Source organism: Cutibacterium avidum ATCC 25577, from assembly GCF_000227295.1.
Lineage (GTDB): Bacteria > Actinomycetota > Actinomycetes > Propionibacteriales > Propionibacteriaceae > Cutibacterium > Cutibacterium avidum.
Window position 1 is genome coordinate 1,034,877 of sequence record NZ_JH165054.1, and the last position, 22,173, is coordinate 1,057,049.

15 protein-coding genes and 3 pseudogenes are annotated in these 22,173 nt (G+C 62.7%); 13 read left to right on the forward strand and 5 right to left on the reverse strand.

Annotated features, from left to right (window positions below; genetic code table 11):
* Positions 1-306: 306 nt before the first annotated feature.
* The 3 genes from HMPREF9153_RS04650 to HMPREF9153_RS04660 all read left to right on the forward strand — a co-directional run bounded on the left by HMPREF9153_RS04650 (position 307) and on the right by HMPREF9153_RS04660 (position 5,598).
* Complete coding sequence (locus HMPREF9153_RS04650) at positions 307-2,376, forward strand: NAD(+) synthase (RefSeq protein ID WP_004809876.1); 2,070 nt, start codon at positions 307-309, stop codon at positions 2,374-2,376.
* 177 nt (positions 2,377-2,553) lie between these two features.
* Entirely contained in the window at positions 2,554-4,800 is a 2,247-nt protein-coding gene (locus HMPREF9153_RS04655) for a 6-phosphofructokinase (protein WP_171023562.1), read from the forward strand.
* Positions 4,801-4,938: 138 nt separating this feature from the next.
* Positions 4,939-5,598, forward strand: coding sequence for an SOS response-associated peptidase (locus tag HMPREF9153_RS04660; RefSeq protein WP_237726224.1), 660 nt, complete (start codon positions 4,939-4,941; stop codon positions 5,596-5,598).
* On the opposite strand, the gene HMPREF9153_RS04665 is transcribed toward HMPREF9153_RS04660, so the two are convergent.
* The 3 genes from HMPREF9153_RS04665 to HMPREF9153_RS12695 form a co-directional block, all read right to left on the reverse strand.
* Entirely contained in the window at positions 5,595-6,335 is a 741-nt protein-coding gene (locus HMPREF9153_RS04665; protein WP_004809888.1) for a LolA-like protein, read from the reverse strand. The two genes, HMPREF9153_RS04660 and HMPREF9153_RS04665, sit on opposite strands and share 4 nt — an antisense overlap.
* Before the next feature lie 112 nt (positions 6,336-6,447).
* Positions 6,448-7,182, reverse strand: coding sequence for a hypothetical protein (locus HMPREF9153_RS11825; protein WP_004809890.1), 735 nt, complete (start codon positions 7,180-7,182; stop codon positions 6,448-6,450).
* A 149-nt stretch (positions 7,183-7,331) separates the two neighbouring features.
* Positions 7,332-7,457 (reverse strand): hypothetical protein, encoded by a 126-nt coding sequence (locus HMPREF9153_RS12695; protein ID WP_004809892.1) that lies wholly within the window; start codon positions 7,455-7,457, stop codon positions 7,332-7,334.
* A 292-nt stretch (positions 7,458-7,749) separates the two neighbouring features.
* On the opposite strand from HMPREF9153_RS12695, the gene HMPREF9153_RS04675 reads away from it, so the two are divergent.
* The 4 genes from HMPREF9153_RS04675 to HMPREF9153_RS04690 all read left to right on the forward strand — a co-directional run bounded on the left by HMPREF9153_RS04675 (position 7,750) and on the right by HMPREF9153_RS04690 (position 13,584).
* Positions 7,750-8,919, forward strand: coding sequence for a L,D-transpeptidase (locus HMPREF9153_RS04675; RefSeq protein WP_036901535.1), 1,170 nt, complete (start codon positions 7,750-7,752; stop codon positions 8,917-8,919).
* 269 nt (positions 8,920-9,188) lie between these two features.
* The gene (locus HMPREF9153_RS04680; protein ID WP_036979606.1) at positions 9,189-10,679 is read left to right on the forward strand and encodes a septal ring lytic transglycosylase RlpA family protein; all 1,491 of its coding nucleotides are present in this window, start codon (positions 9,189-9,191) and stop codon (positions 10,677-10,679) included.
* A 304-nt stretch (positions 10,680-10,983) separates the two neighbouring features.
* Positions 10,984-12,270 (forward strand): citrate synthase, encoded by a 1,287-nt coding sequence (locus tag HMPREF9153_RS04685; protein WP_004809898.1) that lies wholly within the window; start codon positions 10,984-10,986, stop codon positions 12,268-12,270.
* 288 nt (positions 12,271-12,558) lie between these two features.
* Positions 12,559-13,584 carry an adenosine deaminase gene (locus tag HMPREF9153_RS04690; protein ID WP_004809900.1) on the forward strand — a complete coding sequence of 342 codons (1,026 nt, stop codon included), beginning with the start codon at positions 12,559-12,561 and terminating at the stop codon, positions 13,582-13,584.
* 66 nt (positions 13,585-13,650) lie between these two features.
* Here HMPREF9153_RS04690 and ald read toward each other — a convergent pair whose 3' ends face one another.
* Positions 13,651-14,763: an alanine dehydrogenase gene (ald, locus tag HMPREF9153_RS04695; RefSeq protein WP_004809902.1), complete on the reverse strand. Its 1,113-nt coding sequence runs from the start codon at positions 14,761-14,763 to the stop codon at positions 13,651-13,653.
* Positions 14,764-14,935: 172 nt separating this feature from the next.
* A pseudogene (locus HMPREF9153_RS12700) lies at positions 14,936-15,945 on the reverse strand (Lrp/AsnC family transcriptional regulator).
* A gap of 211 nt (positions 15,946-16,156) precedes the next feature.
* On the opposite strand from HMPREF9153_RS12700, the pseudogene ord reads away from it, so the two are divergent.
* The 6 genes and pseudogenes from ord to HMPREF9153_RS04735 all read left to right on the forward strand — a co-directional run bounded on the left by ord (position 16,157) and on the right by HMPREF9153_RS04735 (position 22,072).
* A pseudogene (gene ord / locus HMPREF9153_RS04710) lies at positions 16,157-17,199 on the forward strand (2,4-diaminopentanoate dehydrogenase).
* 11 nt (positions 17,200-17,210) lie between these two features.
* Positions 17,211-17,558 (forward strand): 2-amino-4-oxopentanoate thiolase subunit OrtA, encoded by a 348-nt coding sequence (ortA, locus tag HMPREF9153_RS04715; protein WP_004809908.1) that lies wholly within the window; start codon positions 17,211-17,213, stop codon positions 17,556-17,558.
* On the forward strand, positions 17,555-18,970 hold the full coding sequence (gene ortB, locus HMPREF9153_RS04720) for a 2-amino-4-oxopentanoate thiolase subunit OrtB (RefSeq protein ID WP_004809910.1): 1,416 nt from the start codon (positions 17,555-17,557) through the stop codon (positions 18,968-18,970). The genes ortA and ortB overlap by 4 nt, the downstream gene beginning before the upstream one ends.
* The gene (gene oraS, locus HMPREF9153_RS04725; protein WP_004809911.1) at positions 18,967-19,389 is read left to right on the forward strand and encodes a D-ornithine 4,5-aminomutase subunit OraS; all 423 of its coding nucleotides are present in this window, start codon (positions 18,967-18,969) and stop codon (positions 19,387-19,389) included. The genes ortB and oraS overlap by 4 nt, the downstream gene beginning before the upstream one ends.
* Positions 19,390-20,226: pseudogene (locus HMPREF9153_RS04730) on the forward strand (amino acid permease); the annotation flags it as partial. It lies immediately after the preceding gene.
* A gap of 361 nt (positions 20,227-20,587) precedes the next feature.
* Entirely contained in the window at positions 20,588-22,072 is a 1,485-nt protein-coding gene (locus HMPREF9153_RS04735; RefSeq protein WP_004809914.1) for an amino acid permease, read from the forward strand.
* Positions 22,073-22,173 lie beyond the last annotated feature (101 nt).

Sequence of the window (22,173 nt, forward strand, 5' to 3'; positions counted from 1 at the left end):
TAACTTAACGGTATTGAGTTTAGAGGCCGCATCCTGGCTAGTCGAGTGCAACGCTCGTTGCACAACGATGGTCGGATCCCTCCGTCGGTACGTCGCCGAGCGGGTCGAAATGCTCACCGGCTGGATGGGGTTGGGGGGCAGAACATCGCATGGATCTCGGCCGCATCCAACCTGACATCCTTCGTCAAATGACGCAGAGAGCCCCCATTGCCGCATCACCGTCTCCGGAGCCGACGCGAACCCCCGCGGAACAACGAGCTGGGGTGAACAGGGCTTTCCCACCCCAGCGTCTGCGAGACTGGCCCCATGAAGGGGAATTTCCACTCGGCATATGACCAAGGCTTCGCACGAGTCGCAGCATGCACCACGACGGTGCACATTGGTGACCCGGCATCGAACATGGCGGGTATTCTCGACACCTGCCGGGAGCTCGACTCCCGCGACGTGGCCGTCGCCGTCTTCCCCGAACTCTGCCTGACCGGCTACGCCATCGACGACCTGCTGCTCCAGGACGTCCTCCTGGACGCCGTTCTCGACGCCATCGAGACCCTGCGTCAGGCATCCCGCGACCTCTTCCCGGTGGTAGTCGTCGGGGCCCCCCTGCAGCGAGGAAACCGGCTGTACAACTGTGCGGTCGTCGTCCACCGCGGCCAGGTGCTCGGCGTGGTGCCCAAGAGTTATCTCCCCAACTACCGGGAGTTCTACGAAAAGCGTCATTTCGCCGCCGGCGCCGGCACCAGCGGGATCATCGACCTGTCGGGGCGACAGAAATCTCACGTGGCATCGATCGATGTCCCCTTCGGCACGGACCAGCTCTTCCAGGCCTCCGACCTGCCCGATCTCACCTTCCACGTGGAAGTCTGCGAGGACCTGTGGGTTCCGGTCACCCCGTCGTCCCAGGCCGCGCTCGCGGGGGCCGTCCTCGAGGTCAACCTCTCGGGATCTCCCATCACTGTCGGAAAATCGCGCCAGCGTCACGAATTGTGCAAGATGACGTCCTCGCGCAATCTACAGGCCTACGTCTATGCGGCCGCTGGCCCTGGGGAGTCGAGCACCGACCTGTCCTGGGACGGCCAGACGATGATCTACGAGAACGGCTCCTTACTGGCGGCCACCGACCGGTTCTCCCCCGAGCCGGGGTACTGCCTCGCTGACATCGACCTCGATCTGTTGCGTCAGGAGAGGATGCGTCAGGGTTCCTTCGACGACAATGCCCTCTCCCATTCTCGTGACAAGGGCTGGCGGACCAGTACCTTCACCCTCGCCCCGCCTCATGAGGACATCGGTCTCGAGCGACCCGTCGACCGGTTCCCCTTCGTCCCCAACGAGCCAGACCAGCTCGCCCAGGACTGCTACGAGGCTTACAACATCCAGGTCTACGGGCTGCGTCGTCGCCTCGAGTCAATCGGGTCACCCAAAGTCGTCATCGGTGTTTCCGGTGGCCTGGACTCCACCCATGCCCTGCTCGTCGCAGCCAAGGCGATGGACCAGATGGGCCGTCCCCGCACCGACATCCTCGCCTTCACGATGCCAGGGTTCGCCACCACCGACCACACCAAGAACAACGCCCTGGACCTGTGCCAGGCACTCGGCATTCCCTGCGAGGTGTTGGACATCCGCCCGGCAGCCACCCAGATGCTCAGGGGGATGGGGCACCCGGCCGGTGACGGGGCTGACGTCTATGACGTCACCTTCGAGAACGTCCAAGCTGGTCTGCGTTACGACTACCTCTTCCGCATCGCCAATCAGCGAGGCGGCATCGTGCTGGGGACCGGAGACCTGTCCGAGCTGGCCCTGGGGTGGTGCACCTTCGGCGTCGGCGACCAGATGAGCCACTACGGGGTCAACACCGGCGTGCCGAAGACCCTCATCCAGCATCTCATCCGGTGGTGCATTTCGTCGGGCCAGTTTAACGAAGCCACCAATGTCGTCCTGGAGTCCGTGCTGGGGACGGAAATCTCCCCCGAGCTCGTCCCGGCTCGCCCCGGAGAGAAGATCCAGTCCACCCAGGCGAAGATCGGCCCCTACGAGTTGCAGGACTTCACCCTCTACCACCTGTTGCGCCACGGGATGCGTCCCAGCCGGATCGTCTTTCTGTCCCACCACTCCTGGCGTGACGCCTCGGTGGGGTCCTGGCCACCCGGGTTCCATGACGAGGACCGCCATTCCTATGACCTGTCAGCCATCAAGGACTGGACACGGCTGTTCCTGCGTCGATTCGTCGGAAACCAGTTCAAGCGCTCCACCCTGCCCAACGGACCCAAGGTCGTCGCCGGTGGGTCCCTGAGCCCGCGCGGTGACTGGCGAATGCCGTCCGACGCCGTGGCCCGGGCCTGGATGGACGACCTCGAGACGGTTCCCGACGAGCACTCCTGAGTCCTGACGACCTGTGCCCTGGGGAAAATGGCTAGCCCGAGGGTTCCCCTCCCCGCCGCAACACCGAACGCTCACCGCACCGATGACGAAAATCCCCGACTCACCGTCCCCACCGTCACAGTTCACCCTCCGGCCACTCTGACGCGGCAATATTGAACTGTGCGTGTTGATGACGAATTGAGGCTTACCCCCACCCTCCCCGACGGTCGTGGGTTGCGCATCGGCATCCTGACCAGCGGTGGCGACGCCCAGGGCATGAATGCCGCTGTCCGCGCCGTGGTGCGCTCTGCATTGAGCGTGGGAGCCGAGGTCTATGCGATCTACGAGGGCTACCAAGGCATGATCGACGGAGGCGACGGCATCCGGAAGTTCGGATGGGATGACGTCGGTTCGATCCTCAACCGTGGCGGCACCGTGATCGGCACCTTCCGCTGCAAGGCGATGCGTGAACGCTCAGGTCGGCTGAAGGCCGTTCAGAACCTCTTGGAGCACGGAATCGATCGTCTCGTCGTCATTGGTGGCGATGGTTCGCTCACTGGTTTGGACGTGTTGCGCACCGAGTGGACCGATCTCGTCGCCGAACTTGTCGACACGGGTCGGGTGAGCCCCGAGGTGGCCCGCGAGCACCCCTCCCTCATGATCGCGGGACTCGTCGGTTCCATCGACAACGATCTCGTTGGATCCGACATGACCATCGGCGCGGACACGGCTCTGCACCGCATCGTCGATGCCATTGACGACCTCACCTCCACCGCCGCCAGCCACCAGCGATCCTTCGTCGTCGAGGTAATGGGTCGTCACTGCGGCTATCTCGCCCTCATGGCGGCAGTCGCCGGTGGAGCCGACTATGTGCTCATCCCGGAGCGCCCACCGGAGGACGGCTGGGAGGATCGGATGTGTGCCGAGCTCAAGCGCGGCCGACAGTCGGGGCGCCGGGACTCGATCGTCATCGTCGCCGAAGGAGCCACCGATCGCGCCGGTAACCGCATCACCTCCGAGTACGTCCGTCAGGTCCTCAAGGACAAGCTCGGGGAGGACGCCCGCGTCACCATCCTGGGCCACGTCCAGCGCGGCGGACGCCCCTCTGCCTACGACCGTTGGGCTTCCACCTGGCTCGGCTACCACGCCGTTCACGAGGTCCTTTCGACGACCCCGGAGGCCGAGGGACGCGTCATCGGAACCGGCGCGAACCGTATCCACCGTCTACCCTTGGTCAAGGCCGTCGCCGACACCAAGTCGGTGCCCGGTCTCATCGAGCAGGGGCGTTACAACGAGGCCATGAGGATGAGGGGACGCTCCTTCGTCGAGATGGACGCCATCTTCACCGAGCTCAGCGAGCCGGCTCGCACCGAGACCGAGGGAGTCGAGGACGCCGACCGCAAGCGGATTGCGATCATGCATGCCGGCGGCCCTGCCCCGGGCATGAACACTGCTGCCCGCGCGGCCGTCCGGTTGGGCATTTCTCGCGGCCACACCGTCATCGGAATCCACAACGGATTCGTCGGCCTGGCTGCCGGGGACATGTCGGAACTGGCCTGGGGCGACGTCGAGGGCTGGGCCGGGGAAGGCGGCGCTGAGCTGGGCACCCGCCGCGAAACCCCGAGCACCCGTGACCTCTACGCCGTCAGCCGCGCACTGGAGGACAACCACATCGACGCCCTGCTCGTCATCGGCGGATACTCGGCCTACGAAGGCATCCACACCATGACGACGGAACGGGACCGCTACCCCGCCTTCCGCATCCCAACGGTGTGCATCCCGGCCTCGATCGACAACAACCTCCCCGGTTCCGAGCTGTCCATCGGTGCCGACACCGCCCTCAACGTCATCGTCGAGGCGATGGACAAGATCAAGGAGTCCGGCATCGCCTCGCGTCGGTGCTTCGTCGTCGAGACGATGGGGCGCGACTGCGGATACCTCGCCCTGATGTCCGGGATCGCCGCCGGTGCCGAGCGGATCTACACCAATGAGGACGGCATCTCCCTGGACGATCTGGCCAATGACGTCCACTGGTTGCGGGAGTCCTTCGCCCACGGGCGACGTCTCTTCCTGGCCGTTCGCAACGAGAACGCCTCTCGCAACTACACCACCGACTTCATCGCTCGACTGCTGGAGGAGGAATCCCACGGCATGTACGACGTGCGCCAGGTGGTGCTGGGGCACATGCAGCAAGGTGGGTCGCCCTCTCCCTTCGACCGGTTGCTGGCCAATCGTCTCGCGTATCGCGCTCTCAACCTCATTGACGACGAGTTGGCCGCCCACCAGGACGGGCCGTGGTTCATCGGTGTCAACGAATCGGACATGCGCCCCAGCAAGATGGAGACGATGCCTTCCCTCGTCGACTCCGCTCACCGTCGTCCCCGCGAGCAGTGGTGGCTGACGATGTCGCCGGTGGGACGAACGGTGTCCGACGAGGTGCGCTGATCCCGGACACCTAGCCAGGTTCATTACGCGACGCTTCCTCGTGACGCGCAGGTCCGACCAGCCGAGCCCGTGGCAATCTGGTTCACATGTGCGGACGTTTCAGTCTCGGAATGGACGGCGACAAGGTCGCGCGCCTCTATGGCGGTGACCTCGCCATCCCTTGGCAGCCGCGGTACTCCATCGCCCCGTCGACGATCGTTCTTACCCTCCACCAGAAGGACGTCACCCGGGTCCTCGCCCCCGCGAGGTGGGAGGTTCCGGCCCGGCTGGGCGGAGAATCCAGGGCCCAGCCCCATCAACGCACGCCTCGAGACCATCGCCACCAATGGGATGTTTCGCACCGCGATGGCCTCCCAGCGCTGCGTCGTTCCCATGACGGGGTATTTCGAGTGGACCGGGGAGCGCGGTGACAAAATTCCCCACTACATACATGGGTCCGGACTCCTGAGTGCAGCAGCCATCGCCGCGACGCGAAAAATCGACGCCGGCTTCGAGACGACGGTAGCGATCATCACCGCTCCCTCCCGTGACGCCGCTGGCCAGGTCCACAATCGGATGCCGGTCTTCCTCACCGACGACCTCGACGAGTGGCTCGATCCTGCCCGCCTCGACGCGACCCAGGCGCGGGGACTGGCCGCCCACATCAGCAAGGCACGTGACTTGATCGCGAACGAACTGAAGGTCGACCAGGTCGATCGTCGCGTCAACTCGGTGAGCAGGATCGACCCGGCCGACCCTTGTCTGATCGAACCGGCCCCCCTGACGATTATCGTCAGGGGGTCGGGAGGCAGCACTTAGGCGACCTTCGGGATCTCCACCTTCTCGTTGTACTTGGAGAAGGTGGCATCAACAGCCATGTCCCCGCCCTGCCCTGACGGCATCGACATCTTGATGCCCTTGAACCGCTTGGCATCGTCAAGCCAATAGGTGACCTTGCCAGTGGTCTTCTTCTGGTCAGTACTCGACGACGCGCTCGGGGTGGCACCACCGGAGGCCGCCGGAACGGTGGCGTCGTAACGATGACCTCGGGATTCCTTGCCGACGTAAGTCAGGTTGTCGATCCCCTGGGTGAATCCAACCGTCATGTCGCCGGGATCGTTCTTCTTGCTCTTGGTCTGAGAGGGAGTCTTCTGCCACTTCGACCCCTGCTTGGTGTACGTCTGATCGTCAATGATCACCTGCTCGAGGGTCCCGCTCGACTCAGGGTTGGTCGTGACCATGTGAGCCTTGGGCTTGGAAGAATCCGTGCCGTCGTAGTCCGTGGTGGCCTTCATATTCATCTTCTGGCCATTCATCGAGCCGTCCAGAGAGGTCTCCATGCGGTAGGTCTTCACCGTCGCCATGGAGGTCTTGACCTCCTTGATGAACCTCGCCTTGTCGACCTTCCCCTTCTTGAACAGCGGATCAGCTGCTGCGGAGCTGGCGTGACTGTCATCCGCCTTTGATCCGCCATCACACGCAGCTAGAGACAAGCTCATCGTTGTGACCAGGGCCAGGGCAGCAACTTTCAACGGGGTACCTGAAAACACTCGCATGCATTTGTCCGGCTGGGGGTGTGCCGGCCTTTCCACCCTCGATGTTAGGCGCTCCCAGGCACAACTGGATGGTCCCACCCTGACGGCAGGACGACCCAGAATCACTGATTCTTCATGACACCTTGGGAATCCTGACGGGCTCCGCGAACTTCGACAGAGTCATGTCCATCGTGACGCCAGCCCCCTCGGCACCCGTCGACATCTTCATCCCGACGACCCGCTTGGCATCGTCGAGCCAGTACGTCGTTTTCACCTTCTGATTCATGGCGGCGGCCGCCTCTCCCCCGCTCATCTTGGCCGGATCGAGCACGACGTCGAACCGATGCCCGCGGGAGTCTTCACCCACATAGGTCACGGACTCCATCGCATTGGTGGACTCGCGGACGGTCTTCGCGACATCGGCCTGGCCCATACTGACACCAGTCTTGGAGCTCCTGACCCACTTCGATCCGCTCTTCTGGTAGACGTCCTTGCCCAGGATGACAACGTCTGCATCCTTCCCCTCATCGGGAGCAGACACGAGGACATGCGCCTTCGGAGCCGACTGATCATGGCCGTCGTAGTCGGAGGACAGCTTCATGGTGTGCTTCTCACCAGACATTGCGACACCCATGGAGCCTTCCATGTGATACGTCCTCATCTTCTTCACACCTTCGGTGAGGTCCTGAGAAAAATCATCCCTGTTGACTTTTCCCTTCGTGAAGATCGGATCCGGTGCAGGAGTAGGGGTTGCACTGGTGGCGACGCCTGTTGCCTTGTCGGCAGCCTTGAAGGTGTCGGAATTCCCACCACAGGCGGTCAAGGACAGACTGGCCGCAGCAATCGTAATGACAACAGCGGTCTTCACGGGATTACCTGAAAGAAATCGCATCTTCACATTCCGGCTGGGAGGGTGCCGGCCTTCCTGTCGGCATACTAACTACGGGAATGCGTCGTGGCGGGATCCGTTCTCACTTCATTACAACCGCACAGACAAGCTCCAACTGCCACCACAGATCACCGAGCCATGGCCCACGCCCACAGCCCGAGGATCGTCATACCAATGATCGTCACGATGACGACGATCAGCCAGGTCAGCCAGTCGGGGTGCTGGCGGGGCGGGGTCGGGTCGCCGTCAGACATGAGATGCCTCCAGGTCAGTTTCACACGGTGATGTCCATGCAAGAGTATCTGGAGGCCATGACTGCCCCTCGTGAAAGGACCGTCCGAGGCTGATCAGCGGGCAGTGAACGTTCCCGTTTCGGCCCAGTTGACGTTTGGGAAGTCGCCGGTCCGGCGCTGTACGATATAACCCGTTCGTCTTCCCATCGAAATGGACCATGGCTCTCATTTCGCACACACAAAACATGGAGGTACTGTGCCGTCGAGACTGACCCGGCGTTCGGTTCTGGCCACAGGTGCCGTGACTCTGCCAATGACCGTTGCAGCTTGCGCCAAGACGCCCCTGGACAAGGACGGTTCTGGTTCCGGCGGCACCGCCGGTGGGTCGTCCGCGACCCCGACGCCCACTCCGACCCCGACCCCAGCAGCTCTGACGCTCACCTCGGACCACCCGATCACCGAGCTGCAACCTGGTGACACCCTGAAGCTCGCCGTCGTCAACGGTGCTCTCAAGGACGTCAAGGTCACCGACAAGGATGACGACGAGGTTAAGGGAACCCTCAAGGACGGAATGTGGACCCCAGAGGAACCCTGGAGCCTCAACACCCACTACACCGTGACGGCGACCCTGACGAACACGGATTCCCATGCCGGACCGACGACCACCGTCACCAAGAAGATCAAGAGCCTCGACGGGGATGTCAACGTCGTCGAGATGCCCTACAGCGACGCCACCGTCGGCGTCGGTATGCCCGTCATCATCAAGTTCCGCAAGGACGTCATTGACGCCGGCATGCGCGCCAAGATCCAGAAGGCGATGGAGATCGACGTCTCCCCTAAACAGGAGGGGTCATGGGGATGGCTTGACCAGTCCCAGCTCATGTGGCGCCCGAAGGACTTCTGGAAGGCCGGCACGAAGGTCAGCGTGCGCGGCAAGCTCAAGGGGCTACCCACATCAAGCCATCGCTGGATCACCCGCGACATCGACGATTCCTTCCGCGTCGGCGATTCCCACATCCTGAAGATCTACATCAACAAACACAAGATGGATGTCGTCGTCAACGGCAAGGTGGCACGTTCCATCCCGGTGACGACGGGCAGGCCCGGCGGGAACACGACCACCCGATCTGGCACCAAGGTCATCATCGAGCGTGATCGCACCAGGGTCATGGACTCCTCGACGGTCGGCTTCCCCAAAGGGAGTTCTGATTATTACCACCTCAAGGTGAAGTACGCCATGCGTCTCACCTACACCGGTGAGTTCATTCACGCCGCCCCATGGTCCGCAGGTTCTCTAGGTAGTGCCAATGTCTCGCATGGCTGCGTCGGAATGTCCACCGAGAGCGCCAAGTGGCTGTTCAATCTCTGCGCGGCCGGGGATCCCGTCATCTGCACCGGATCCAACCGCCAGCTCAAGCCCCCCGAAGGCATCGGCTGCTGGTGCTACGACTGGAAGGGCTGGCAGAAGCTCAGCGCGCTCTGAGTCAGTCCTCCTGACATGGCAAAACCCTCTACCTCGATTCGAGGTAGAGGGTTTTGCCATGTCAGGGCGCCCTCACTCCTTGACGCCGTTTTTGGCTCCATAGGGCGGTTTTCTCCGGCAATCAGAGCTCCTTGACAGCGGTTGACGCGACACGCTCAAACCCTCGATGTCTTTGAGTCCACCGGTCGGCAATTCCTAATGTCCCACCCGTCCCGGAAACGCCGGGATCGAAAGCCCCGATGCCTTCATTGGCGAGAGGAAGTCACACCGTGATCCGCCCCAAGCGCTCAGTCCGAGGTGCTGCCGCCACCATCGCCCTCACCTCCGGTATCAGCGTTGTTGCACCCGCCGTCATCGGTGCGGTCGCACACGCAGCTAACACGCAGACGATGTACGCGACAACGGACGTCAACGTGCGCTCTGCATCCTCCAACTCCGGCAAGGTCCTCACCGTCGTGGCCCGTGGCCAGTCGGTGCAGGTTACCGGCGAGAAGGTGCGCGGGTGGATCCCCGTCGCCGTGAACGGAACCACCGGCTGGATTTACCAGCGCTTCCTCACTGAGGAGAGCATCCGCCCGGTACATTTTGGGTCCGACCCGCTCCCCGACACCATGATCGCGACCGTCCCGGTCAACGTTCGTGACAATTCCGCCAATGCCGGCAAGGTCCTCACCGTTGCCGAGCGTGGTCAGGAGGTCCAGGTCACCGGTCGTCCTGACGGCGGCTGGCTCCCTGTCTCCGTCAATGGCAAGTCGGGTTGGATCTACGGTCGTTACCTCACCACCGGCAAGGTGGCTCCGGCCCCCTCCAAGCCGACGGTTGACGCCACGAGCGGCTCCTCGACCAGCCGTGACAAGAGCCGTCCGGTCCTCGACAACGCTGCCACCCGCACCACCAGCGGCGTTAACGTGCGCACGGCTCCGTCTCCGTCCGGGCAGGTCATTGACCAGCTGGCTGACGGCGCCGGCGTCGAGGTCACCGGCGAGGCTCACGGGAACTGGGTGCAGGTTCGCGCCGGCCACCGCACTGGTTGGGTCTACCGCACCCACCTGAGCGGCAAGGTGCCCGCCGCCCAGCCCATCAAGCACGCCGAACCGGTCAAGCACAAGGGTGGAGACACCAGCCGCGACACAACCCGTCCGTCGCGTCACCACGCCAAGGACGGCGCCTCCACCCACACCACCAGCGGCGTCAACGTGCGCACCGCCCCGACCCCCAAGGCCAGCATCGTCACCTCCCTGGCCGAAGGAACCGGCGTCAAAGTCACCGGCAACGCCCGCGGCAACTGGGTCGAGGTCCGCGCCAACGGCCACACCGGCTGGGTCTACCGCACCCACCTGAGCGGCAAGGTGCCCGCCGCCCAGCCCATCAAGCACGCCGAACCGGTCAAGCACAAGGGTGGAGACACCAGCCGCGACACAACCCGTCCGTCGCGTCACCACGCCAAGGACGGCGCCTCGAACAAGGGTTCGGGTCGCGTTGGCGGACGCTGCATCGCGTCGTTCTACGACGAGCCGCAGTCGACCGCCTCAGGTGAACAGTTCAACCCGAACGCCATGACCGCTGCCCACAAGTCCCTGAGCCTGGGTACTCACATCCGCGTCACCAACGTCCGTAACGGTCGCTCGGTGGTCGTCCGGATCAACGACCGCGGCCCGTACGTCGCCGGTCGCTGCGTCGACCTTTCTCGTGCCTCCTTCGCCGAGATCGCCGATCTCGGACAGGGAACGACCCCGATCACCTACACCGTCCTCGACTGATGACGAGGGACTGAGTCCAACTCCGTGTGGGGGTGGCTCGCCGATGGGCGGGCCACCCCCACGCGCGTCTCGTCAGCCGGGGGTCCGTCGGGCCGGTGTCGAAAACTGTCACCCGACCCGGGGAACCCTCAACCATGCCGACCAATATGCCGGTTTCTTGGTGATTTGCACCGGCGAGCCGTAGCCTTGGCTGTGCCATAGTTCACACCGTGGTGACGCTCGGGAACGAACCCGTAGTGCCACCCGTCCACGTATACCCGGCCACCGGTGATGTCCGGACGCGGCCGCCAGGAAGGATCGCACGATGGGTTCGAGTGCAAGGTTTGTCGACGAAGACACCCAACTCGATTTCGGCAAGGTCGTCGCCACTGACGGCCAGGTGGGTTACGACATCGGGGGTCTGCTCAACAAGACCGGCAACGTCATGATCGACCCCGGATTCGTCAACACGGCGTCCTGCGAGTCTCAGATCACCTACATCGACGGTGAGAAGGGCATTCTGCGCTATCGCGGCTACCCCATTGAGCAGCTCGCCGAACAGTCCACCTTTCTCGAAACCGCTTACCTCGTTCTTTACGGTGAGCTGCCGAGCAAGGCCCAGCTGGAGGGGTTCGAGGAGCGAATCCGTCGCACCACCCTCATCGATGAGCGCATGCGCGACCTGTTCCGTTGCTTCCCCCGTCGTTCCCACCCCATGCCGGTGCTCGCCGCAGGCATCATGGCCCTGTCCACCTTCTCCCAGAAGTCGTCGGGAACTGATCCGGAGCAGATCGAGGCTGCCACCACCCGTCTGATCGCCAAGGCCCCGACCCTGGCTGCCTTCGGTTACAAAAACTCGATGGGCCAGCCGACCCTGTACCCTGACAACTCGCTGAGCTACGTTCAGAACTTCATCCGGATGAGCTTCGGCTTCCCGACCGAGCCTTACGAGTTCAACGACCAGATCACCAAGGCCCTGGAGACTCTCCTCATCCTGCACGTTGATCACGAGCAGAACTGTTCGACCTCGACAGTCCGCATGGTTGCGTCGTCGGGTGCGAACATGTACGCCGCAGTTGCCGCCGGCGTCAATGCGCTATCCGGGCCGAAGCATGGTGGCGCGAACCAGGCCGTCCTCGAGATGCTGCAGTACATCCGCGACTCCGACATGACGACCAAGGAGTTCGTCCGCAGGGTCAAGGACAAGCAATCCGACATCAAACTGATGGGCTTCGGCCACCGCATTTACAAGAACTACGATCCGCGTGCCGCCATCATCAAGAAGCACGCTGATCGCATCATGGAGCTCCACACCGGTCGCGAGGATCTTCTCGAAATCGCCAAGGAGCTTGAGGAGACCGCACTGAGCGACGACTACTTCAAGGAACGCAAGCTCTACCCGAATGTCGACTTCTACACCGGTCTCATCTACGAGGCCATGGGCTTCCCGATGAACATGTTCACCGTACTGTTCGCCTTGGGTCGTCTGCCCGGCTGGATCGCCCAGTACCGCGAGCAGGTGGCCACCGGCGGAAACAAGATCTGGCGTCCGCGTCAGATCTTCACCGGAGCTGACCTGCGCGACTACGTACCGCTGGATCAGCGCGCCTGACTGTGCAAAAGGCCCCGGGGCTTCGGCTCCCGGAGCCATTTCATGCCCCGATGTTCCAGCAAGCGGCAACTCTTGGAGCGTTGCCCGGCACCGGCGCCCACCCGGACCACCAGTTTCCTCCGCCAGGCTGACGCCACTCCCCGCCCCCCATGACGATTTTCGTCAGTTCCCCGAGCCGCACGTCAGTCCAGATCCAGGACTACCCCTGTGGCGGGGAATTTCGCGCATCAGCTCTGGGATTGCCGAAGGCGACTTCGGAACGGAAGCACCGTCGATAGACTCCGTCGCATGGATTCGGCTGAAGCGATGAGTCTCCCCAAGGTCGTGCTGCACGATCATCTCGACGGCGGGTTACGCCCGGCGACGGTTCTGGACCTCGCTGCCGAGCGCGGCCGACCCGTCCCTGCCAACACGCCTGAGGGGCTTGCCGACTGGTTCCTCGAGGCCGCCGACTCGGGTTCCCTGGCGCGGTACCTCGACACTTTCACCGAGACGGTCGCCCTCATGCAGGATGCTCACTCCTTGCGCCGCATAGCGCGAGAATTCGTCGAGGACATGGCTGCCGACGGAGTCGTGTACGCCGAGACTCGATGGGCTCCCCAGCAGCATCTCGAAGGTGGTCTGACCGCCGCGGAGGCCACCGAGGCAGTCCAGGCCGGCCTCCTGGAGGGAATGACGTCCGCCTCCGAATCGGGCAAAACCATCATCGTGCGGCAGATCCTGTGCCTGATGAGACATCTCGACGTCCCGGACGATGTCGTCGACCTCGCCATCAACCATGCTCCCGGGGTTGTCGGCGTCGACATCGCCGGACCCGAGGACGGCTTCCCACTTGCTCCCTTCGCCGATGCTTTGGAGCGCGTCCGAGCGGCCGGAATCCACCTCACCGTCCATGCGGGCGAGGCAGCCGGCCCGGAGTCGGTTCGCGACGCCCTCGACCACGGGGCAGAGCGTCTCGGTCACGGGGTGCGCATCGTTGAGGACCGCGACGCATCCGGCTGGGGTCCGACGGCCCAACGGGTGTTGTCCCAGCGGGTGCCATTGGAGGTCTGCCCATCCTCAAACACCCAGACCGGCATCTGCCGCAGCATCGCTGATCATCCGTTGTGTGTGTTGTGGCGGGCTGGGTTCAATGTGGCCGTCAGTTGCGATAATCGTCTGATGAGTCGTACCACGACGTCACGGGAAGTGGCGTTGGCGTCCCAGGTTCTCAGCTGGAATCGCGACGATGCTCTCTCGGTGCAGCGCAGTGCCTTGCAGGCGGCCTTCTGCACCTCGGCCGATAAGAAGTCCCTCACACCCTTGCTGGTGTGAGACCCACACCTGGACATGATCATGGGGCGGTATCTTAAAGATACCGCCCCATGATCATTCAGCACCTCAGAGAAGTTCGGAGATGCAGGAGACGTCCATGTCGAGAGCTTTTCCTACGCCAGCGGTGTAGAGCTTGCCGTCGTGAGTCGTCAGGCCACGAGCCAGCTCCTTGCGCTTCTTGCAGGCATCCTTCCAACCTTCCTCGGCGATGAGGACCGCGTAACGCATGGTGGCGTTGGTCAGTGCGTAGGTCGAGGTGTGCGGGACAGCGCCCGGCATGTTGGCGACGCAGTAGAACACCGAGTCGTGGACCTTGAAGGTCGGCTCGGCATGGGTCGTCGGGTGGGAATCCTCGAAGCAGCCGCCCTGGTCGATGGCGATGTCGACGAGCACCGAGCCCGGCATCATCTGCGAGACGGTCTCGTTGTCGACCAGGTGCGGGGTACGAGCGCCAGGAACCAGCACGGATCCGATGACCAGATCCGACTCCTTGCAGGCTTCCTTGACGGCCAGCGGGCTGGAGAACTGAGTGCGGATACGTCCGCCGGTCACTTCATCGATGTAGCGCATTCGGGCGACGTTGACGTCATAAATGGTGACGTCGGCGCCCATGCCGTCAGCAACGCGAGCAGCGCAGAATCCGGCGACGCCACCGCCGAGCACCGTCACTCGACCGTTGCGGACACCGGAGCCACCGCCGATGAGCACGCCATTTCCGCCGGCAGGCTGCATGAGACAGTTCGCGCCGACCTGGGCTGCGAGTCGGCCGGCAATTTCCGACATCGGGGACAGCAACGGCAACGAATGATCATCCAACTCGACCGTCTCATAAGCGATCGAGGTGACCTTGCGCTTCAAGAGCTCCTCGGTGAGCGGACGATCCGCGGCCAGATGCAGGTAGGTGAAGAGGGTCAGCCCCTCATGCATGCGATGATATTCGTCCTCGATGGGCTCCTTCACCTTCAGGATGAGCTCTGCGTCGTCCCACACCTTGTCGACGTCGTCGATGATCTTTGCGCCAGCGTCCTCATACTCGTCGTCCGGGATCCCCGAACCCAAGCCTGCGCCAGCCTGCACCAACACCTCATGACCATGACTCACCAACGAATGAACCCCATCAGGGGTAACAGCCACACGAAACTCGTTGTTCTTGATCTCCGTGGGAATACCAACACGCATTGCACTTTCTCCTTTGACAGTGTGCTCGTCGACGTCATCGCCAACCAGCTGCGGGTAACACCTAGAGAATAAGCACTTGCACGGCTCAACCCAGCAGTCAGCAAGGCGAGCTCTTGACTCTTTCAAAATCGTCCTGCAAACCTCGAGATCCGTTCATCCGGAGCTGGCACTGTTAGTGATCGCCTCTCTCGTGATCCCCGATCAGCGGAGGGCAGATGAACTCCCCGGTGGCACGGCCGGTACGGCCCAGAATCCATCCCATCGACTTGTGACTACGCATGTAGACGATGGTTTCAGCCGGAGCGAGACCTGGTATCGCCTCCGCGATCGCCGACTCGATCATGCCGATCCCGTTCTGGCGCTCCACCCGGAAGTTCACTCGCAAATTGTTGTTGCCAGTGATCCACATGCACGACCGCAGCGCCGGTTGCTGACGCAGCAACTCCAGCACTCTCGTCTTGTGATTGAGGGGGATGGTGGCCGTCCAGGTGCACTCCAAATTCCACCCGCCCAGCTCCGGGGAGACATCACATCTGGGCTGGATCTTCCGGTTGGTGAGCAGTTTTTGCAACCGGCGATGCAGGGTGCTGGCCGGAATGTCCAAGGTCCTGGCCAGGGAGGTCGCACTGGCACGTCCATCAGCCGCAAGCAACTGGGCCAGCTCACGATCCAAATCGTCTGGCGGCAGCATCCACAGCTCCCGTGGCCGGGGGCTTTTGGCAAGGGCTCTCTCCGACTTGGTGAGAGCATTGATGCGCCAAGAGTCCGAGCGATGACCACCGACGTCACCAGCGCGCTACGTGACCCGTGGACGCCGCGCAGCCCGCCGATCCAGTCGATGACCATGTCGGAGAGAGTGGGAAGATCGGGCGCCACGACGGTGAGCAACAGGTCACGATCCCCCGTCGTCTCGTAGACACTGACGATCATGGGATTCGCGCACAAGGTCTTGATGACTTGGGGCAGGCTCTCGGTGTGGCAGTCGACCTCGACGATGGCCGTCATCTGCTGATCGAGGTTCGGACAAGCGGTTATCCAGGCGATTCCGTCATCGACGAGACGCTGCCAACGGTGGGCAACGGTCGTTGGTGACATGCCCAGGACCTTGCCCACCTTGGCCCAGGTGGCACGCGGGTCGATCTGCAGGACATTGACAAGCCGTCGGTCCAGCTCTGCGCACATCTGTAGCAGGAGACATTGCACAAACATCCAGTGACAAAGTAGAGCCCGGACGGATCAACGAAGAACCGTCGACCTGCACGAACGCAGGCCAGGGCAGGCCCCCTTCGACTGCAGAAATGCCGCCAGCACAGTGCATGCACGGTGCCAGACAGTGACCAGTAAGGAAGTCGGCTCGCTTCAGCACCAGACATCGTCGTCAGGAGGAACCACAATGACCGCCACTAATCCCATCCGAGTCGTCCAGTGGGGTCTGGGAGCCATGGGCCAGGGAATGGCCAAACTCATCACGTCCAAGGATGGACTGGATCTTGTCGGGGCCATCGACGTCAACCCGGCCCTGGACGGTAAGGATGTCGGCGAAGTGCTCGGCATCGATTCCCTCGGAGTCCATGTCACGACCGATCCCTCCACCATCCTCGACTCCGACAAGGTCGACGTCGTCACAATCGCCACCACCTCGTGGGTACGCGACCAGATTGCTGACCTTCGCACCATCACCACTGCCGGAATCAACGTCGTCAGCATCGCCGAGGAGATGTCCTGCCCCGAGGCCCAGAACCCCGAGATGGCCAAGGAACTCGACGAACTCGCCAAGTCGCACGGCGTCTCAGCTGTTGGTGTTGGCGTCAACCCCGGATTCGTCCTCGACCACCTCGTCGTCGCCCTGTGCTCCGGCGGCCAGGAGGTCACTCACATCGAGGCCCGCCGCGTGAACGACCTCGCCCCCTACGGCGAGGCCGTGCTTCGCACCCAGGGCGTCGGCACACCCCCGAGGAGTTCAAGGCCGGAGTCGCCGACGGCTCCATCGTCGGCCACGTCGGCTTCCCGGAATCCATCCGACTCCTCAGCGACGCCCTCGGCCTCGGGGTCGACTCGGTCGAGCAGAACATCGAGCCCATCATCGCCAAGGTTGCCCGTCCTGCCCGCGACCGCACCGTCGAGCCGGGTCAGGTCGCCGGGTGCAACCACACGGCAGTCGGCCGTTGCGGGGACCAAGAGGTCATCCGACTCATCCATCCGCAGCAGGTCGCCCCGGAGGCCGAGGGACAGGAGACCGGCGACTTCATCACCATCACCGGCGTCCCGGACATCTCGATGTCGACCGGACCGGAGATCGCTGGCGGCAAGGCCACCGCGGGTATCTGCGTCAACACCATCCCACGCATCGTCGCCGCCACCCCCGGACTCAAGCGCATCATCGACCTGCCCTCGCCGTGTGCCCTCATGGGACCGTCGGCCTACGAGCGTCGCTGAGCGAGGTCACCATGACAGACACGCCCAACACCGCCCCGCAGGCGAACGGCCCGATTCCCAAGGGCTCCTGGGTGGAGGTTCGCACCATCATCCTGCAGCCCTCCGAGCGCGCCGCCGCGGTGCCGGCTGACACCGCCGCCACTCCCCTCGTCCAGTGGATCAGTGGGTTCCTCGACGAGGAGGCACGCATTGGGGACGAGGTCACGATCACGTCAATCATCGGTCGGCAACACACCGGTGTCCTCGGCTGCGTCAATCCCAGCTACAGCCACAGTTTTGGCAACACCGTGCCCGAGCTGTTGACGATCGGCACCAAGCACGAACCCATCACGTCCCACGGGAAGGAGGACCGGTCATGAGCAACTCCTATGACGACGTCATGGCTCGCCGCAGCGAAATCATGCGGCGTGCCCTCGCCCTGGACTACGACAGCTTCCAGCGCGGTGACCTGGTCTTCGACTACGACGCCCTGATGCCCTCCCCTGGCTATGACCTCGACGACGTCGCTCGCATCCAGGCCGAGACCAAGGTGGGTCACACCCCGCTGTACGAGCTGCATCGTCTGACCGACGCCGTCCGCGAGATCGCCGAACCCGGCAAGGGTGCTCGGATCCTTCTCAAGGATGAGGCCGCCAATGCGTCAGGCAGCTTCAAGGCTCGTCGTGCGTCCCTGAGCGCCCACGAGGCGGAGGTCAAGGGATTTGCCGGCATGGTGACGGCCACCAGCGGAAACTACGGTGCCGCCGTCGCCTCCCAGGCCGCTCAGCGCGGACTGGCGTGCATCGTCATCCAGGAGATCTACGACTCCCGTCACGTCGGCCAACCCGAGATTGTCGAAAAATCCCGGGCCTGTGAGGCCTACGGCGCTGAAGTGATCAAACTGACGGTCGGACCGGAACTTTTCTACGTGCTGCTGCGCACACTGGAGGACACTGGCTATTTCAACGCCAGCCTCTACACGCCGTACGGCATCGCGGGCATCGAGACCCTCGGCGCCGAGATCGGTCACGAGGTGAAGCAGCGCTACGGACGCCAGCCCGACGCCGTCGTCGTCACCAACGCCGGTGGCGGCAACATCACCGGAACTGCCCGTGGCCTGCGCAAGGTGGGCTGTGACGAGACCCAGGTCGTCGCCGTCTCGGTGGATCTCACCGGATTGCACATGGCCTCCGACCACGACTTCAACAACAAGTCGTTCACCACCTGCCACACCGGTTTCGGCGTGCCCTTCGCCACCTGGCCCGACCGCGTCGACGTCCCACGCAACGCCGCTCGTCCGCTGCGGTACATGGACGGCTACCAGCTGGTCTCCCAGGGCGAGGTCTTCTACATGACCGAGCTCCTGACGAAGATCGAAGGTCTGGAGCGGGGCCCGGCCGAAAACACCAGCCTGACGGCCGCGGTCGCCATGGCTCGTCAGATGGATCGCGACCAGATCGTCGTCGTCCAGGAGACCGAGTACACCGGCGCCGGAAAGCACCACAACAGCCAGCTGTCCTTCGCCCGCTCGCGCGGTATCGAGGTCCGTCGTGGCGACCCTGCCGGCAACATCCCCGGCAAGGCCATCGTCATTCCGGAACGTCTCGACCAGGTCGGCACCCGTGCCCTCGACCTCGACAAGCTGCGTCGCAGCTACCTGCGCCACGCCAGCCAGGTGATGGCTCCGGAGGTGTGGGGAGACGCCGAGCTGGAGTTCCTGGCCGACGAGACCAACACCACCACCGATGCCGTCCGCCAGATCGGCGCTGATCTGGCCAAGGAAGGAGCATGATGTCCGACCCGGATCAGGAGCGCGTCGAACGCTACGAGGCCCTGCGTGCCGAGCTCGCCGACCTCGATGACGCTGCTCTCAAGGAACGCTTCTGGCAGCTGTGCGAGCAGGTCATGACCCCGGTCGTCGACCTCGCCCGCACCCACACCACACCATCGATCGAACGGTCCGTCCTGCTGCGCATGGGGATCGACTCCGTGACGACCCACGCCGTCGTCGAGAACGTCTTTGCCGCAGGACTGGGCGGCAAGGGGGCCGGCCACGCCGTACTGCGACTGTCCCGTCGTGACGGCATGGACCTGCGCGACGCCGTCACCCGCATCGCCGAGGACCCCAAGTCCCTCGACGGACTGTTCGACGGCAGCCCACTGCCCCCGGCAACGGCACCGACGGAATCCGAGGAAGGAGTCCCGGCATGACCATCCAAGATTGCGAACCTCTGGAACGACGGTGGCTTCTTCCCCAACGGAGTGATGGGATTCCTCGGCGGATTCCAGATTGCCTTCTTCGCCTTTGTCGGCATCGAGCTCGTGGGCACCGCCGCCGCCGAGACGAAGGATCCCTGCACTACCCTTCCCAAGGCGATCAACGCCATTCCTGTGCGGTTGGCCCTGTTCTACGTGCTCGCCCTGTTGGCCATCACCACCGTCATCCCCTGGCGCAAGGTGGTGCCTGGTGTCAGCCCGTTCGTGTCGCTGTTTGGCCTGGCCGGTTTCGGAGCTGCCGCCAGCGTGATGAATTTCGTCCTGCTCACCGCCGCGGCATCGTCAGACAATTCGGGGCTGTACTCCACATCGCGGATGATGTACGGCTTGGCTCTCGATGGTCAAGCTCCGTCAAAGTTCCGAAAACTGTCGGGCAACAACGTCCCGCGCAACGCACTTGTCGCATCCTGCCTGCTGCTGCTCTGCGGCATCATCTTCCTGTACACCTCGGACTCGATCATGCAGGCTTTCGCCCTCGTGACGACCGTTGCCGCTCTGCTGTTCCTGTTCAGCTGGTCCCTCATCGTCGTCTGTTACATCGTGTACCGCCATAAGCGCCCCGATCTGCACGAGGACTCGGTGTACAAGATGCCTGGTGGCGTCCCGATGTGCTGGGTCGTGCTGACATTTTTCGCGATCAGCCTCGTCATCCTCGCCTTGGATCCGACGACGCGAATTGCAGTGCTCATCACGCCGATCTGGTTCGTCTTCATCGCTTCGATGTACTTCGTCTACCGCCACCGCACGCAGCGCAAGGAGGGGTTACGCTGACCGTCATCGACCTCTGGTCCGCAGAGCAGACACGCCCCGCGGGCCAGAGATGCTCTCTGGAAGCGGCCAGCCTCGATCGAGGTTCTTGACCACACAGACACGGTAGCTGTCCTGACGGGGTCAATGGTTGTTGATATGGGTTGATAGCCATCTCATTGGCGAATTGACCATCATAATGATTAGAAATCGACGAGCATGGCACCGCACTCCAACCACGACTATTTGGCCATCCTTTAAATGACGATCACCAGGGGCCGACCGGCCGGTGCTATGCTGCAAACAAATTGCATCGTGGAAGGCTGAGACACTGTCGATTCACCCTCACCGCGCGACTCTGACGTCCATTTCACGGAGGCGACATATGACTGGTTTTGGCGAAAATCCAGACGCTTCAGGGAACCCTCAAGCGCCGACGAGTGAGGCTTCCCTGACTGCGGATTCACCACATCCCAAGGAGCACGACGAAGTGCACCTCCACCGCAATCTGAGCAACCGCCACATCCAGCTCATCGCGATCGGTGGCGCCATCGGGACCGGCCTGTTCCTAGGATCCGGCAAAGCCATCCACGCTGCCGGACCAAGCATTATCGTGTCCTACCTCATCATCGGAACTATGCTCTACTTCGTCATGCGAGCCATGGGCGAGTTGCTCATGTACAACCTTGACTACAAGAGCTTCCAGGATTTCGCAGCCGATCTGATCGGCCCTTGGGCAGGATTCTTCCTGGGATGGACTTACTGGCTCTGCTGGATTGTCACTGGAATGGCCGAACTCATTGGAATCACCACTTACTGGGATTTCTGGATCAAAAACCATAGCCTTGCTACCTTACTAGCAGCTGCGACGCTCTTCCTGCTTCTCTGTTTAAATCTCCTCACTGTTAAAATGTTCGGTGAACTGGAGTTCTGGTTCGCACTGATTAAGATCATCGCGATTATCTCACTCATCATTCTTGCCATCGTGCTGGCAATCATTGGATTAAAGTCCCCCTCTGGGGGCGCCGCATCATTCACCAACATGTGGGATCACGGTGGATTCATGCCAAATGGATGGAGTGGGTTCTTCGCTGGATTCCAGATGGCGGCCTTCGCATTCGTAGGGATTGAACTCATCGGCACAACCGCAGCCGAGACCCAAGACCCTGAAAAGACGCTTCCCCGAGCCATCAGTGCTGTTCCGGCACGAATCCTCATCTTCTACATCGGCGCTCTGGCCGCGATCATGACGGCCGTGCCGTGGAACGAGGTCCGCCCGGATTCATCCCCGTTCGTACAGGTTTTGGGACTCGTCGGATTCACTGGGGCCGCCAGCGTGATGAATTTCGTCGTACTCACGTCCGCCGCATCGTCATCGAACTCCGGGATCTACTCCATTTCACGGATGCTCTTTGGCCTCGCGCATAAGAGGATGGCTCCGAGACAGTTTGGGCGCCTCAGTAAAAATGGCGTCCCGCGATGGGGGCTCGTCGTCACCGTCCTGGTTCTCAGCACGGCGCTTATCCTGGCGGCGTCAGAATCCTTCGTCGAGGCTTTCACTCTTGTGACGACAATTTCCTCAGTGCTGTTCATCTTTGTCTGGAGCATGATCGTCATCAGCTACATGAAGTACCGAAAGATTGCTCCGGACGCCCATTCAGCGTCGAAGTACCCCATGCCTGGTGGGCGCGGCATGTGCTGGGCGATCCTGGCGTTTTTCGTCTTCACCCTCGTGTTGCTGGCCCAGGAACCTGACACCGCCCGTGCTCTCGCACTCACGCCTCTCTGGTTCCTCATTCTCGGAATCGGTTGGTTCTTCGACCGTCACCACGCCATCCGCGACGACGCGGGGACCGACGATACCGATTAGAGAGGGACAGTTGAGCGACGATGATGACCAGCACGTTCTATCGGGGTCGCACCAAATCTTGGCTGGTAGGGAACTGGACCCGAGTGCGAGGCACGATGACA

Excerpts from the sequence above, each read along its gene's own strand:
- HMPREF9153_RS04650 (WP_004809876.1), top strand. The coding sequence starts at position 307 with ATGAAGGGGAATTTCCACTCGGCATATGACCAAGGCTTCGCACGAGTC.
- HMPREF9153_RS04660 (WP_237726224.1), top strand. The coding sequence starts at position 4,939 with ATGGCGGTGACCTCGCCATCCCTTGGCAGCCGCGGTACTCCATCGCCC.
- HMPREF9153_RS04665 (WP_004809888.1), bottom strand. The coding sequence starts at position 6,335 with ATGCGAGTGTTTTCAGGTACCCCGTTGAAAGTTGCTGCCCTGGCCCTG.
- HMPREF9153_RS12695 (WP_004809892.1), bottom strand. The coding sequence starts at position 7,457 with ATGTCTGACGGCGACCCGACCCCGCCCCGCCAGCACCCCGACTGGCTG.
- HMPREF9153_RS04675 (WP_036901535.1), top strand. The coding sequence starts at position 7,750 with ATGACCGTTGCAGCTTGCGCCAAGACGCCCCTGGACAAGGACGGTTCT.
- HMPREF9153_RS04685 (WP_004809898.1), top strand. The coding sequence starts at position 10,984 with ATGGGTTCGAGTGCAAGGTTTGTCGACGAAGACACCCAACTCGATTTC.
- HMPREF9153_RS04690 (WP_004809900.1), top strand. The coding sequence starts at position 12,559 with ATGGATTCGGCTGAAGCGATGAGTCTCCCCAAGGTCGTGCTGCACGAT.
- ald (WP_004809902.1), bottom strand. The coding sequence starts at position 14,763 with ATGCGTGTTGGTATTCCCACGGAGATCAAGAACAACGAGTTTCGTGTG.
- ortA (WP_004809908.1), top strand. The coding sequence starts at position 17,211 with ATGACAGACACGCCCAACACCGCCCCGCAGGCGAACGGCCCGATTCCC.
- ortB (WP_004809910.1), top strand. The coding sequence starts at position 17,555 with ATGAGCAACTCCTATGACGACGTCATGGCTCGCCGCAGCGAAATCATG.
- oraS (WP_004809911.1), top strand. The coding sequence starts at position 18,967 with ATGATGTCCGACCCGGATCAGGAGCGCGTCGAACGCTACGAGGCCCTG.
- HMPREF9153_RS04735 (WP_004809914.1), top strand. The coding sequence starts at position 20,588 with ATGACTGGTTTTGGCGAAAATCCAGACGCTTCAGGGAACCCTCAAGCG.